The organism is Arthrobacter sp. SDR-2R, assembly GCF_057747955.1.
On record NZ_CM173231.1, the window covers coordinates 685192 to 699401 of the forward strand.

4 protein-coding genes and 3 rRNA genes are annotated in these 14210 nt (G+C 62.7%); all 7 read left to right on the forward strand.

Translation table 11 applies throughout. The annotated features are described in order from the left end of the window. Nucleotides 1-76 precede the first annotated feature (76 nt). The 7 genes from AC3ANU_RS03255 to AC3ANU_RS03285 all read left to right on the forward strand — a co-directional run bounded on the left by AC3ANU_RS03255 (nt 77) and on the right by AC3ANU_RS03285 (nt 14105). Nucleotides 77-3109: a glycoside hydrolase family 2 TIM barrel-domain containing protein gene (locus tag AC3ANU_RS03255; protein ID WP_488315425.1), complete on the forward strand. Its 3033-nt coding sequence runs from the start codon at nt 77-79 to the stop codon at nt 3107-3109. Nucleotides 3110-3706: 597 nt separating this feature from the next. Beyond that, nucleotides 3707-5229: ribosomal RNA gene (locus AC3ANU_RS03260) — 16S ribosomal RNA — on the forward strand. A 540-nt stretch (nt 5230-5769) separates the two neighbouring features. Continuing rightward, nucleotides 5770-8899, forward strand: a 23S ribosomal RNA gene (locus tag AC3ANU_RS03265). Nucleotides 8900-9073: 174 nt separating this feature from the next. Beyond that, nucleotides 9074-9190, forward strand: a 5S ribosomal RNA gene (gene rrf, locus AC3ANU_RS03270). Together the 16S, 23S and 5S rRNA genes form the textbook arrangement of a ribosomal RNA operon. A gap of 283 nt (nt 9191-9473) precedes the next feature. Further along, nucleotides 9474-9758: an HU family DNA-binding protein gene (locus AC3ANU_RS03275; protein WP_011693739.1), complete on the forward strand. Its 285-nt coding sequence runs from the start codon at nt 9474-9476 to the stop codon at nt 9756-9758. Between the two features lie 163 nt (nt 9759-9921). Next, nucleotides 9922-12099 (forward strand): bifunctional copper resistance protein CopD/cytochrome c oxidase assembly protein, encoded by a 2178-nt coding sequence (locus AC3ANU_RS03280; protein ID WP_488315426.1) that lies wholly within the window; start codon nt 9922-9924, stop codon nt 12097-12099. Continuing rightward, complete coding sequence (locus tag AC3ANU_RS03285; protein WP_488315427.1) at nt 12099-14105, forward strand: NHL domain-containing thioredoxin family protein; 2007 nt, start codon at nt 12099-12101, stop codon at nt 14103-14105. The genes AC3ANU_RS03280 and AC3ANU_RS03285 overlap by 1 nt, the downstream gene beginning before the upstream one ends. Nucleotides 14106-14210 lie beyond the last annotated feature (105 nt).

Here is a 14210-nt window from a genome sequence, read left to right on the forward strand (position 1 = left end):
ACCGAGCGGATAGGCTTAACATGCAACTGCGTGAACGTTCACGTAGGCACTTCCGAAACTCCCTTCAAGGACCTCCATGCCAGCCCACACCCCTGCCGCAACTGCCGGCCACGGCTCCGCTCCGGCGACCAAACCCTCCTACCGCAGACTCGATCCGGCTGCCGCAGACGTCGCAGAATTAGCCTCGCTGGGACCCGGCCGGGGAAGCCTCCCGGCGCGGGCCTACCTGGAGTCCGACGCACCCCGGCTCCCACTCAACGGAGAATGGCAGTTCCGGCTGAGCCCGGGAATCCGGACGGCCCCACACGACGACTGGCAGCAGGGCAATGACCTCTCCGGCTTCACCCTGCTGCCCGTCCCCTCCAGCTGGAACCTGCACGGGCACGGCTCTCCGGCCTACACCAACGTGCAGTTTCCCTTCCCGGTGGAACCTCCCTACGCACCGGACGCCAACCCCATCGGCGATCACCTGGTGACCTTTGAGGCCGGCCCGGAGTTCTTCCCGCACGCCGTGCTCCGGTTCGACGGCATCGACTCGGCCGGAACCGTGTGGCTGAACGGAGTGGAGCTCGGGACCACCCGCGGAAGCCGCCTGGCCCACGAATTCGACGTGTCCGGCATCCTGGTCGAGGGAGCCAACACGCTGGCCGTGCGGGTGGCCCAGTTCTCCGCCGCCAGCTATGTGGAGGACCAGGACATGTGGTGGCTCCCGGGGATCTTCCGGGACGTCACCCTGCAGGCGCGGCCGGTGGACGGCATCGACGACGTCTTCGTCCACGCCGGCTATGAGCCGGGCACGGGCGAGGGCACGCTCCGCGTCGAGGTGAGCCGGGCCGGGCGGGCGATTGACGCCGTCGTACGCATTCCGGAACTTGGCCTGGAACTTCCAGCAGGGGCGGAGCAGCGTGTCCCCGGCGTGCAGCGCTGGTCCGCCGAAGTTCCCCGCCTCTATGGCGCAACGGTCAGCACCCCGGGCGAGACCGTTGCCCTGCAGGTGGGTTTCCGCAGCATCGTCATCGAGGACGCGCAGTTCAAGGTGAACGGCCGCCGGATCCTGCTCCGGGGAGTGAACCGCCACGAGCACCACCCCCGGCTGGGCCGTGTGGTCCCGCGGGACGTGGTGGAGGCGGAGTTGCGGCTGATGAAGCAACACAACATCAATGCCATCCGGACCTCGCACTACCCGCCGCACCCGGAGTTCCTGGCGCTGGCAGACCAGCTGGGTTTCTACGTAGTCCTGGAATGCGACCTGGAAACGCACGGCTTCCACAGCGCCGGCTGGGCACAGAACCCCAGCGACGATCCGCAGTGGGAGGAGGCCCTGCTGGACCGGATGCAGCGAACCCTTGAGCGCGACAAGAACCACCCTTCCGTGATCATGTGGTCGCTGGGCAACGAGGCAGGCACCGGCCGGAACCTTGCGGCGATGTCCCGCTGGGCCAAGGACCGTGACCCGTCCCGTCCCATCCACTACGAGGGCGACTGGTCCTCACCGTACGTGGACGTCTACTCCCGGATGTATGCCAGCCAGGCCGAGACGGCGCTCATCGGGCAGGGCATCGAGCCGGCGCTTGAGGACGCCGAACTGGACGCTCGGCGCCGAGCCATGCCGTTCGTGCTGTGCGAATATGTGCATGCCATGGGAAACGGGCCGGGTGGCATGACCGAGTACCAGGACCTGTTCGACACGTATCCGCGGCTGATGGGCGGTTTTGTCTGGGAGTGGCTGGAGCACGGGATCCTTGTTCCCTCCCCGGGCGGCGGTGAACACTTCGCTTACGGCGGGGACTTTGGCGAGGAAGTCCACGACGGCAACTTCGTCACGGACGGGCTGGTTGATGCCAACCGCAAACCTCGTCCCGGGCTGTTGGATTTCAAGAAGGTCATCGAGCCTCTGGGCATTGACGTTTCCTCCTCATGGGCCCGCTTCACGCTGCGGAACCGGCAGGACTTTGCGGACACCTCCGCCTACCGCTTTGAGTACAAGGTGGAGGACGACGGCGGAACACGGTTGGAGGGAACGGTGGCCGTTGCGCCGCTTGCGGCGCAGTCCACGGCTGTTGTTGAGCTGCCGGCGGAGGTTGCCGCGTGTGTGGCGGGGTTGGCGCAGGACGCGGGTGCGGTGCTCACCGTCAGCGCTGTGCTGGCCGCCGATACTGGGTGGGCTGCCGCAGGACACGAGGTTGCCTGGGGGCAGGCTGTCCGCCTTGCCTCACCAGGCACGGGGGTGCAGGCCCGGGACCTGGTGGAGGCCGGCCAGGACGAATTGCAGCTGGGTACCGCGGTGTTCAACCGGGCAACCGGCATGCCCACATCCATTGGCGGACTTCCCGTGGAAAAGTTCGGCCTGGTCCTGTGGTGGCCCCCGACCGACAACGACCTCGGCCGCGAGTGGGGAAGCCCGGACGAACGGCCCCTTGCGACGCAGTGGAAGGACGCAGGACTCGACCGGCTCCGCACCCGCCTGCTGGGCATCCGGGCGGAATCTTCTCCTGACGGCGGAGAGTACCTGCGCGTCAGCACGCGCATGGGTGCCGCGGACAAGCAGTTCGGTGTGCTGGTGGATTACCTGTGGACCGCCAGCTCCGACTCCCTGGGACTACGGACGCAGGTCAGGCCCGTGGGGGACTGGGTCAATGCCGGCTTCGAGGTGGAATGGGCGCGGATCGGGCTGGAGCTGGTGCTGGGTTCCCGGACCACCGGGGTGCGGTGGTTCGGCCAGGGCCCGCACCAGGGCTACCCGGACACCGGCCAGGGTGCGCGGACGGGATGGTTCGAGCTGCCCCTTGCCGCGCTGGACGTTGAGTACGTCCGTCCCCAGGAGTCGGGAGCCCGGTCCGGCGTGCGGTCCGCTGTCCTGCACGCCGGCGGAAGGGAGCTGCACCTTTCCGGCGAGCCCTTTGCCCTCACAGTCCGGCCGTACAGCATGCAGGCTCTGGATGCCGCAAACCACAGGCCGGATCTGGTGCCGGACGGGCGGAGCTACATCTACGTGGACCATCTCATGCGTGGCGTTGGCACCGCCGCCTGCGGCCCCGGCGTTCTGGAGCCGTACCGGCTGAAGCCGAGGCAGGCCGACTTCGAAGTGGTCCTCAAGGTACTGGGGTAGGGAAGTCCCGGCTCCCCCTTCGGCTACTCCCTCGGCTCCTCTTCGGATGTGAGCCACTCCATAGAAGCAGCAAACGAGCTTCAGAAGCGGAAATCTCTTGCCCACGCTGCCGGAAACCGCGGAATTCCGGGGTTTCCGGCAGCACAAGAGGCCCCCGGGGGTCGATTTGCGGTTGGGTGTGGGGGCGGGTATTGTTTTCTGAGTCGCCGCCGCTGAAGCGGAAAGATAGCGGCGAAACCCCTTACTGAACGGCCTGGAAATGGTTCGCCTCTTGGCGTGCCGGACGCGGGTGGGGCTGGTTTCGGAGTGGAGTGGATCGCGGTAACGCTGATTTGCGAAGCTTGTTGGAACCGGGTAAGTTTGGAAAGTTGCTCCGGAGCGAGCCTGGACGTTGGTTTGGGTGGTGCCGGGTGTGTCTGTTGTTTGAGAACTCAATAGTGTGCCAAGTTTGTTGATACCGATTATGTATGTAATTGGTTGATTGTGCTGTGCCGCCACCCCGTGGTGTGCATGGTGTTTTTAGCTGGTTTCAAATTTTGTGCAGCTGTTTCTGCCGTTATTTCCGGTGGTTGTGGTTGTGTCTGTTTTTGTTTTACTTCAACGGAGAGTTTGATCCTGGCTCAGGATGAACGCTGGCGGCGTGCTTAACACATGCAAGTCGAACGATGATGCCAGCTTGCTGGTGGATTAGTGGCGAACGGGTGAGTAACACGTGAGTAACCTGCCCTTGACTCTGGGATAAGCCTGGGAAACTGGGTCTAATACCGGATATGACCTTCCATCGCATGGTGGTTGGTGGAAAGCTTTTGTGGTTTTGGATGGACTCGCGGCCTATCAGCTTGTTGGTGGGGTAATGGCCTACCAAGGCGACGACGGGTAGCCGGCCTGAGAGGGTGACCGGCCACACTGGGACTGAGACACGGCCCAGACTCCTACGGGAGGCAGCAGTGGGGAATATTGCACAATGGGCGAAAGCCTGATGCAGCGACGCCGCGTGAGGGATGACGGCCTTCGGGTTGTAAACCTCTTTCAGTAGGGAAGAAGCGTAAGTGACGGTACCTGCAGAAGAAGCGCCGGCTAACTACGTGCCAGCAGCCGCGGTAATACGTAGGGCGCAAGCGTTATCCGGAATTATTGGGCGTAAAGAGCTCGTAGGCGGTTTGTCGCGTCTGCCGTGAAAGTCCGGGGCTCAACTCCGGATCTGCGGTGGGTACGGGCAGACTAGAGTGATGTAGGGGAGACTGGAATTCCTGGTGTAGCGGTGAAATGCGCAGATATCAGGAGGAACACCGATGGCGAAGGCAGGTCTCTGGGCATTAACTGACGCTGAGGAGCGAAAGCATGGGGAGCGAACAGGATTAGATACCCTGGTAGTCCATGCCGTAAACGTTGGGCACTAGGTGTGGGGGACATTCCACGTTTTCCGCGCCGTAGCTAACGCATTAAGTGCCCCGCCTGGGGAGTACGGCCGCAAGGCTAAAACTCAAAGGAATTGACGGGGGCCCGCACAAGCGGCGGAGCATGCGGATTAATTCGATGCAACGCGAAGAACCTTACCAAGGCTTGACATGAACCGGACCGCTGCAGAAATGTGGTTTCCCCTTTGGGGCTGGTTTACAGGTGGTGCATGGTTGTCGTCAGCTCGTGTCGTGAGATGTTGGGTTAAGTCCCGCAACGAGCGCAACCCTCGTTCTATGTTGCCAGCACGTGATGGTGGGGACTCATAGGAGACTGCCGGGGTCAACTCGGAGGAAGGTGGGGACGACGTCAAATCATCATGCCCCTTATGTCTTGGGCTTCACGCATGCTACAATGGCCGGTACAAAGGGTTGCGATACTGTGAGGTGGAGCTAATCCCAAAAAGCCGGTCTCAGTTCGGATTGGGGTCTGCAACTCGACCCCATGAAGTCGGAGTCGCTAGTAATCGCAGATCAGCAACGCTGCGGTGAATACGTTCCCGGGCCTTGTACACACCGCCCGTCAAGTCACGAAAGTTGGTAACACCCGAAGCCGGTGGCCTAACCCCTTGTGGGAGGGAGCTGTCGAAGGTGGGACTGGCGATTGGGACTAAGTCGTAACAAGGTAGCCGTACCGGAAGGTGCGGCTGGATCACCTCCTTTCTAAGGAGCACCTCCAACTCTTCTGTGCTGGTGAATGCCGGTGTGGGGGGTTGTCAGGAAGCAAGCCCGCAGCATGGACGATTGTTCCGTGGCGGGTGCTCATGGGTGGAATATCAACAAATAGGTGCCTGGTGGCACGGACCGGTGTGGTTAGTACGAATGTTTTGTTCTTCTCTTCGGGGGAGGGCGGGTGTTCTGGAACGCGGCTGGTTTGGGTTGCTGGGTAGTGTTTGGCACACTGTTGGGTCCTGAGGCAACAGGGCCGGGGAGGGGTTGCTGCGGCTTTGGTCGTGGTGGTTCCTTGTCGGGTTTGTTTGTTTCTGGTTTCCCTGCCGTGACGTTCCGTGCGCCTGTTTGGGTGTGTGGGGTGTGTGGTGTGGGGTTGTTGTTTGAGAACTACATAGTGGACGCGAGCATCTTGTATAAGAAGCAATTTCCAAGATTAATGAACCTGGATCTGGCTGCGCTGTTGATGCCCTTTGGGGTGTTGGGGTGTGGTTGGTTTCTGTGGTTCTCTCGAGAAATGTTTTTGATCTTTGTGGTCAAGTTTTTAAGAGCACACGGTGGATGCCTTGGCATTAGGAGCCGAAGAAGGACGTAGGAATCTGCGATAAGCCTGGGGGAGTCGATAACCGGACTGTGATCCCAGGGTGTCCGAATGGGGAAACCCCGCCGAGCGCGCGAGTGACTCGGTGACCCGTACCTGAACACATAGGGTGCGTGGGGGGAACGCGGGGAAGTGAAACATCTCAGTACCCGCAGGAAGAGAAAACAATAGTGATTCCGTTAGTAGTGGCGAGCGAACGCGGATCAGGCTAAACCGTTCCATGTGTGATAGCCGGCGGGCGTTGCATGGTCGGGGTTGTGGGACTTTCCATACCAGTTCTGCCGGGCTGGTGGGGTGTGATGTGCGCGCATAGGTGAACGGTTTTGAAAGGCCGGCCAGAGAGGGTGTTAGTCCCGTAACCGTAATGTGTTTGTACCGCCTGTGAGAGTATCCCAAGTAGTACGGGGCCCGAGAAATCCCGTGCGAATCTGTCAGGACCACCTGATAAGCCTAAATACTCCCTAATGACCGATAGCGGACCAGTACCGTGAGGGAAAGGTGAAAAGTACCCCGGGAGGGGAGTGAAACAGTACCTGAAACCGTGTGCTTACAATCCGTCGGAGCCAGTCTGATTCTGGTGACGGCGTGCCTTTTGAAGAATGAGCCTGCGAGTTAGTGTTACGTCGCGAGGTTAACCCGTGTGGGGCAGCCGTAGCGAAAGCGAGTCTGAATAGGGCGTGTGAGTGGCGTGATCTAGACCCGAAGCGAAGTGATCTACCCATGGCCAGGTTGAAGCGACGGTAAGACGTCGTGGAGGACCGAACCCACTTCAGTTGAAAATGGAGGGGATGAGCTGTGGGTAGGGGTGAAAGGCCAATCAAACTTCGTGATAGCTGGTTCTCCCCGAAATGCATTTAGGTGCAGCGTTGCGTGTTTCTTGCTGGAGGTAGAGCTACTGGATGGCTAATGGGCCCTACAAGGTTACTGACGTCAGCCAAACTCCGAATGCCGGTAAGTGAGAGCGCAGCAGTGAGACTGTGGGGGATAAGCTTCATAGTCGAGAGGGAAACAGCCCAGACCACCAACTAAGGCCCCTAAGCGTGTGCTAAGTGGGAAAGGATGTGGAGTTGCCCAGACAACCAGGAGGTTGGCTTAGAAGCAGCCACCCTTAAAAGAGTGCGTAATAGCTCACTGGTCAAGTGATTCCGCGCCGACAATGTAGCGGGGCTCAAGTACACCGCCGAAGTTGTGGCATTCACATTTTAGCTAAGCCCTTGTGGTTCAGGCGTGTGGATGGGTAGGGGAGCGTCGTGTGGGCGGTGAAGTCGCGGTGTAAACCAGCGGTGGAGCCTACACGAGTGAGAATGCAGGCATGAGTAGCGAAAGACGGGTGAGAAACCCGTCCGCCGAATGATCAAGGGTTCCAGGGTCAAGCTAATCTGCCCTGGGTAAGTCGGGACCTAAGGCGAGGCCGACAGGCGTAGTCGATGGACAACGGGTTGATATTCCCGTACCGGCGAAAAACCGCCCATGCTGAGCGGGGGATACTAACTGCCCGAAGCCTGCCCGAGCGCCCTTGTGGTGTGAGGGTTTTGGTGGAGCGCAGGACCTGATCCCGGGAGGCAAGCGTATTAACAGGTGTGACGCAGGAAGGTAGCCGAGCCGGGCGATGGTTGTCCCGGTCTAAGGATGTAGGGCGAGTGGTAGGCAAATCCGCCACTCATGGTGCCTGAGATCTGATGGGACCCCCGTTTGGGGGGATTTGGTGATCCTATGCTGCCGAGAAAAGCATCGACGCGAGGTTTTAGCCGCCCGTACCCCAAACCGACACAGGTGATCAGGTAGAGAATACCAAGGCGATCGAGAGAATTATGGTTAAGGAACTCGGCAAAATGCCCCCGTAACTTCGGGAGAAGGGGGGCCCCAACCTTGATACACCCTTTGCGGTGTGGAGGGGATCGGGGCCGCAGAGACCAGGGGGAAGCGACTGTTTACTAAAAACACAGGTCCGTGCGAAGTCGCAAGACGATGTATACGGACTGACTCCTGCCCGGTGCTGGAAGGTTAAGAGGACCGGTTAGCCGCAAGGCGAAGCTGAGAATTTAAGCCCCAGTAAACGGCGGTGGTAACTATAACCATCCTAAGGTAGCGAAATTCCTTGTCGGGTAAGTTCCGACCTGCACGAATGGAGTAACGACTTCCCCGCTGTCTCAACCATAAACTCGGCGAAATTGCAGTACGAGTAAAGATGCTCGTTACGCGCAGCAGGACGGAAAGACCCCGAGACCTTTACTATAGTTTGGTATTGGTGTTCGGAGTGGCTTGTGTAGGATAGGTGGGAGACGTTGAAGCCCGGACGCCAGTTCGGGTGGAGTCATCGTTGAAATACCACTCTGGTCACTTTGGACATCTAACTTCGGCCCGTAATCCGGGTCAGGGACAGTGCCTGATGGGTAGTTTAACTGGGGCGGTTGCCTCCTAAAAAGTAACGGAGGCGCCCAAAGGTTCCCTCAGCCTGGTTGGCAATCAGGTGTCGAGTGTAAGTGCACAAGGGAGCTTGACTGTGAGAGAGACATCTCGAGCAGGGACGAAAGTCGGGACTAGTGATCCGGCGGTACATTGTGGAATGGCCGTCGCTCAACGGATAAAAGGTACCTCGGGGATAACAGGCTGATCTTGCCCAAGAGTCCATATCGACGGCATGGTTTGGCACCTCGATGTCGGCTCGTCGCATCCTGGGGCTGGAGTAGGTCCCAAGGGTTGGGCTGTTCGCCCATTAAAGCGGTACGCGAGCTGGGTTTAGAACGTCGTGAGACAGTTCGGTCCCTATCCGCTGCGCGCGCAGGAAATTTGAGAAGGGCTGTCCTTAGTACGAGAGGACCGGGACGGACGAACCTCTGGTGTGTCAGTTGTACTGCCAAGTGCACCGCTGATTAGCTACGTTCGGATGGGATAACCGCTGAAAGCATCTAAGCGGGAAGCTCGCTTCGAGATGAGATTTCCATACACCCTCGGGTGTGAGAGGCCCCCAGCCAGACCACTGGGTTGATAGGCCGGATGTGGAAGCGAGGACTAACGACTCGTGAAGCTGACCGGTACTAATAGGCCAACAACTTACACCACACAGATACATACAAACTCTGCTTGCGTCCACTATGTGGTTCCCAACCAACAACCCCCCCAACACGCGGGGTTGTCACGGCACGGAACCACCACAACTGAAGAACAACACCACAATGTTGTAACCACCAGACTTCCCACCCCCGAACAAAATACCGGGCGGGCGGGTACAAGGGTTACGGCGGTCATAGCGTGGGGGAAACGCCCGGTCCCATTCCGAACCCGGAAGCTAAGACCCACAGCGCCGATGGTACTGCACCCGGGAGGGTGTGGGAGAGTAGGTCACCGCCGGACACACATTGGTCGAGGCCCCAACCACCAGGTTGGGGCCTCCCACATTTAACCCCAACTCCCCTTCATGGAACCGGACGCGGCGTCCCAGGAAACCCGGCAGGAAGCGCAAAGCCTTCCTCCAAGGGCTGAAAATGGGCCCCGGAATCGGTGATTAACCTCAAAAAGTCGCGGAAACACGCGGAATTTGCGGACCGGAAGCGCCCAAGCTGGTAAGTTTTCGGACAGTGGCTTGTGCGCATGCCGCGTGCAGGCTCCAGAATCAGAATCGTCCAGGAGGACATAAATGGCTAAGAACCGTAGTGAACTTGTTGCAGAGGTAGCAGGCAAGGCCGGCACCAGCCAGGCTGCCGTCAACTCCGTCCTCGATGCACTGTTCGAGGTTTTCGAGACTTCTGTCGCCGCGGGCGAGAAGATCACCATCCCGGGCTGGCTCGCCGTCGAGCGCACTGACCGTGCAGCACGCACCGGCCGCAACCCGCAGACCGGCGAAACCATCCAGATCGCAGCAGGCCACAGCGTCAAGCTGACCGCCGGCTCCAAGCTGAAGGCTGCAGTCTCCAAGAAGTAAAGCTTGTCCCTCCCGGCATGCAGCCGGCTGGAACAAGGAGCGGCAACCCATCGGGTTGCCGCTCCTTTGCTTTAACGGCCCGGCTCCAACTGCTCACCGGCTCCAACTGCTCACTGGCATACAACCCGGATTCGCGGCGCAGGCAGGCGTAGCGGACAATGGAATGGTGTCTTCCGCCGCAACTCCACGTTCCACCGCGCCCCAGTCCGATCCTGGCAAGGGAGCTGCGGTCCGGGACGCCGGAAGCCGGGGGATCCCCGTGCCCTGGCAGCTTGCAGGCCTGGCGGCACTCTTCCTGGCCCTTGCAGCAGCACTGATCTTCTCCGGCGCTGCAGCGGCGCGCAGCGTCGCCGACCCCGGCGCCCTGGTGCGGTGGGGCCTGCCCGTCAGCAAGGCAATCCATAACGTCTCCCTGGCGACCGTCGTCGGAGGCCTGATCTTCGCCGTCGGCATCCTCCCCAAAAACCTGAACCCCCGGAACAGTGCCGTGCGGGGCCGGGACCGGGAAACTCCACCAGCCGGAGGTGCGCCCGAACATCCCGCCTTCACCCGCGTGCTCGCTGTGGCGGCCGTCGCGGGCGCCGTGTGGACCTTGTCCGCCATCGCAGTCCTGGTGCTCACCTATGCCGACGTGGCAGGGCAGGGGCTGTCCGGCGATCCCGCGTTCACCCAGGCCCTGGTGTACTTCATGACGGACATCGAGACGGGCCGGGCATGGCTTGCCGTCATCATCATTGCCGCCGTGGTGACCACCGCGCTGTTCGGCGTCAGGTCCCTGGGCGGCCTCGCCCTGACCCTCATCCTGGCCCTCATCGGCCTGGTCCCCACCGCCCTGATCGGACACTCGTCGAGCTCTTCGGACCACGAGGGCGCCATCAACTCACTCGGCCTGCACCTGGTGGGCGTGAGCACCTGGGTGGGCGGCATCATCATCCTGGCCCTGCTGTCCGGGATCCTCACGGGGTCCAAGGCCGGGGCAGCCACGGATATCACCGAACCCACGCTCCGGCGGTTCTCCACCCTGGCCGGCTTCGCGTTCGTGCTGGTTTTCGCCTCGGGCATTATCAACGCCAGCATCCGCGTCACCAGCTGGCATGATCTCTTCGGCTCGGCGTACGGCCAGCTGATCCTGGCCAAGACTGCCGCCGCGGTGGTCCTGGGCGGCATCGGCTTCATGCACCGGCAGTGGGTCATCCCGCAGCTGGGCCGCAAGGGCTCCACCCTGTCCTCGCGGCGGGTCCTCTGGCAGCTGGTGCTGGCTGAGCTGCTGGTCATGGGTGCCACCTCGGGCATCGCCGTGGCCCTGGGCCGCTCGGCGCCGCCGCAGCCAACGGAAGTGGCGGCCAATGCCTCGCCCGCCTTCATCCTCAGCGGCTACGAGCTGCCCCCGGAGCTGACGCCCGAACGCTGGTTGACCGAGTGGCGGCTGGACTGGCTCTGGGTGGGCGTGGCCCTCTTCGGCCTGGCCACCTACTTCCTGGGCGTGGCCAAGGTCCGCCGCCGGGGCGATTCCTGGCAGTGGTTCCGGTCCCTGAACTGGGTCGTCGGCCTGCTGGTCCTGACGTTCATCACGTCCGGGCCGCCGTCGGTCTATGGCCGCGTCCTGTTCTCCGCGCACATGGTGGACCATATGGCCCTGACCATGGTTGCCCCGATCTTCCTGGTGCTGGGCGCCCCCGTGACCCTGGCCCTGCGTGCGCTGCCCGCCCGCGGCGACGGCTCACGCGGGATGCGCGAATGGCTGCTGGTCTTCGTCCATTCGAAGTTCTCGCAGCTGGTCACCCACCCGCTGTTCGCCGCTGCCAACTTCGCCGGCTCGATCGTGCTGTTCTACTACTCGGACCTGTTTGGCTTCGCCATGCGCGAGCATGTGGGCCACGAGCTGATGAACCTGCACTTCCTGCTCACCGGGTACATCTTTGTGCTCAGCATGATCGGCACGGACCCGCTGCCGCGCCGTGCGCCGTACCCCATGCGGCTGCTCCTGCTGCTGGCCACCATGGGCTTCCATGCCTTCTTCGGGGTCTCCATCATGGGCGGCACCGGGCTGCTGGCCGCGGACTACTTCGGCAACCTTGGCCGCGCCTGGGGACCGTCGGCCCTCGTCGACCAGCAGACCGGCGGCGCGGTGGCCTGGGGCATCGGTGAGGTGCCAACGCTGCTGGTGGCGATCGGCGTCGCCATCATGTGGTCCAGGTCCGACCAGCGGGAGACCAAACGCGTGGACCGCGCGGCGGACAGGAATAACGACGCCGATCTGACCGCTTACAACGATATGTTTGCCAAATTGGCCGAACGCGACGCCAAGCTGGCTGAACGCAACAAGCTGGAAGGACGCTGATGAGCGAAACCGTACGCACGCATGCCCGGGTCCGGGCCTCCGAACTGGTAGGCCGCAACTGGCTGAACACCGGCGGCAAGACCCTGGACCTGGAGGCCCTGCGCGGCAAGATCGTGCTGCTGGACTTCTGGACCTTCTGCTGCATCAACTGCCTGCACGTCCTGGACGAGCTTCGGCCGCTGGAGGAGCAGTACTCCGATGTCCTGGTGACGGTGGGCGTCCACTCGCCCAAGTTCGAGCACGAGGCGGACCCGGTGGCGCTGGCCGCGGCCGTGGAGCGATACGAGATCCACCACCCCGTCCTGGATGATCCAGAGCTGGACACCTGGAAGGCCTACACCGCCCGTGCCTGGCCCACCCTGGTGGTCATCGACCCCGAGGGCTACATCGTGGCGCACCTCTCCGGCGAGGGCCACGCGGACGGGCTCGCCGTGCTGATCCCCGAGCTCATCGCCGAACACGAAGCCAAGGGCACCCTGCACCGCGGCTCCGGCCCGTACGTGGCGCCCGAGGCAACCTCCGGCACCCTTCGCTTCCCCGGCAAGGCGCTGTTCCTGCCCGCCGGCCGCGGGTCTGCCTCAGGGGCAGCGTCCGACGGCGGCACGTCCGCAGGTGCCCCGACGTCCGGCACCTGGCTGGTCACCGACACCGGCCACCACCGGCTGGTGGAACTGGACACCGGCTTCCACACGGTGCTGGCAACCTTTGGCTCGGGCACCAAGGGCTATGCCGACGGTCCCGCCGCCGGTGACACGGCCACCGCCCAGTTCAACGAACCCCAGGGCCTGGTCCTGCTGCCGGAAGATGTGGCAGCCAAGGTGGGCTACGACGTCGTAATTGCTGACTCCGTCAACCACCGCCTGCGCGGACTGTCGCTCACGGACGGCAAGGCGTCCACGCTGGCCGGCAACGGGATCCAGCGCCTGCTGGAGACCGGCCCCGCCCGCGTGGACGAGGACGCCGCGGGGTTCACGGGCAAGCTGAGCGAGCACCCGCTCGAAGTCTCCCTGAGCTCTCCCTGGGACGTGGTGTGGTCACGGAAGCTGAACGCCGTGGTGGTCGCGATGGCCGGTACGCACCAGATCTTTAGCTTCGACCCTGTGGGCGGCGAAGTGGACATCATCGCGGGCAACGGGCTTGAGGGCCTGCTGGACGGCGCCGCGCACGAATCCTGGTTCGCCCAGCCCTCAGGCGTGGCCGAGGACGCCGACGGCAACATCTGGGTGGCTGATTCGGAGACCTCCGCACTGCGGAAGCTGGTGGTTGACGATTCCGGGAAGGTCACCGTGGAGTCTGCAGTAGGCAAGGGCCTGTTCGACTTCGGCTTCCGCGACGGCCCGGCCGCCGACGCACGCCTGCAGCACCCGCTGGGCGTGACCGTCCTGCCCGATGGCTCCGTGGCGATCGCGGACACCTACAACGGTGCCGTCCGCCGCTACGACCCCGCATCCGGCACCGTGTCCACCCTGGCACGAGGTTTGGCCGAGCCCTCCGACGTGATCGTGGACCGCACCCACTCGGCCGGTTCCGAGCCCCTGCTGGTAGTGGTGGAGGCCAACAAGCACCAGATCGTCTACGTGCCCATTCCCAAGGAAGCACAGCAGGTGGATGAGGGCGCATCCCAGACCCACCGGCCCAAGAGCCCGGTGGCGCCCGGCGCGCTGGACCTGACCGTCCGCTTCACGGCGCCCACGGGGCAGAAGCTCGACGACCGCTGGGGTGACCCCACCCAGCTGAAGATCTCGTCCACGCCTCCCGGGCTGCTGGTCTCCGGCGGCGGAACCTCCGTGGGACTGCAGCGCACCCTGGAGCTGTCCCCGGACGTGCCCGAGGGCGTGCTGCACATTACCGCCCGCGCCGCGGCCTGCGACGGCCCCGAGACCGAGGACGGGGAGATCCCCGACCACGCCGCCTGCCACCTGTACCAGCAGGACTGGGGCATCCCTGTGGTCCTGCAGGCCGATGGTGACACGGAACTGGTCCTGGACCTGCGCGGAATGGACTGACCCTCCGCTGGTTTTGATGAACTGGCCCGGTTTCCAGAGCGTCGTGCCCTGAAGACCGGGCCAGTCCTGTCTCTGCTCCCCGAAAACTGGGCCAGTCTGGACGCG

Excerpts from the sequence above, each read along its gene's own strand:
- AC3ANU_RS03275 (WP_011693739.1), top strand. The coding sequence starts at position 9,474 with ATGGCTAAGAACCGTAGTGAACTTGTTGCAGAGGTAGCAGGCAAGGCC.
- AC3ANU_RS03285 (WP_488315427.1), top strand. The coding sequence starts at position 12,099 with ATGAGCGAAACCGTACGCACGCATGCCCGGGTCCGGGCCTCCGAACTG.
- AC3ANU_RS03280 (WP_488315426.1), top strand. The coding sequence starts at position 9,922 with ATGGTGTCTTCCGCCGCAACTCCACGTTCCACCGCGCCCCAGTCCGAT.
- AC3ANU_RS03255 (WP_488315425.1), top strand. The coding sequence starts at position 77 with ATGCCAGCCCACACCCCTGCCGCAACTGCCGGCCACGGCTCCGCTCCG.